At 58.7% G+C, this 807-nt stretch carries 1 protein-coding gene; it reads left to right on the plus strand.

What is annotated here, in order from left to right; genetic code table 11:
* Positions 1 to 729: IS21-like element helper ATPase IstB (gene istB, locus ASH01S_RS17670; protein WP_281178249.1), on the plus strand; the 729-nt coding region annotated here is incomplete at its 5' end.
* Positions 730 to 807 lie beyond the last annotated feature (78 nt).

Genomic DNA, 807 nt, shown 5'->3' on the forward strand with positions numbered 1-807 from the left:
ATCTACTGCAAGGAGCTGAAAATGCCGGGCTTGCGCAAGGCGTACGCGGCGCTGGCGAGGGAGGCGGGAGTGCACAACCACTCCCCCGTCCAGTACCTTGCCGCCTGCCTCGCCGAGGAGATGGAGTCACGGAAAGCCAGTCGGCTGCAGGCCTATACTCAACAGGCGCGCTTCCCGGCTCATAAGACCCTGCAGGAGTTCGATTTTGCCGCGATTCCGGCGCTGCAGAAGCAGCGGATTGTACACCTGGCGGGAGGAGACTTCATTCGGGCGAAGGAAAACGTAATCTGTATGGGCGCTAGCGGAACGGGCAAGACGCACATCGCGATAGCTATCGGGCTAGCCGCCATCTCAGCGGGCTACAGAGTGCGGTTCATCACTGTCATGCAGCTGGTCCAGGAACTCTTACAGGCCGAGTCCGAGTACCGATTGCCCAGATATCTCCGGACATGGGACAAGTACGACCTGGTTTGCTTGGACGAGCTGGGGTATGTATCCCTAACTCAAGGTGGGCCACTGCTGTTCCAATTCTGCGCCGAGCGGTACGAGAAGGGCAGTATTCTCATCACGACCAACCTAGAGTTCGCGAAGTGGACGGATGTGTTCCACGACGCGACGCTGACGACTGCACTCCTCGACCGACTGACCCACCACTCCCACATCCTGTTGTTTGAAGGTGAATCCTACCGGTTCCGAGAGAGCCAAAGACGAGCCACAGCGCAGTTGTGACGAGGCTGTCACATCGCCGCCAGGTACCAGCCATGCTACCCCAGGGGTGGTCAACTTTTCGTTTAGCAACGTGGTCAA

Origin of the sequence: Alicyclobacillus shizuokensis NBRC 103103 (assembly GCF_001552255.1) — a bacterium.
GTDB lineage: Bacteria > Bacillota > Bacilli > Alicyclobacillales > Alicyclobacillaceae > Alicyclobacillus_G > Alicyclobacillus_G shizuokensis.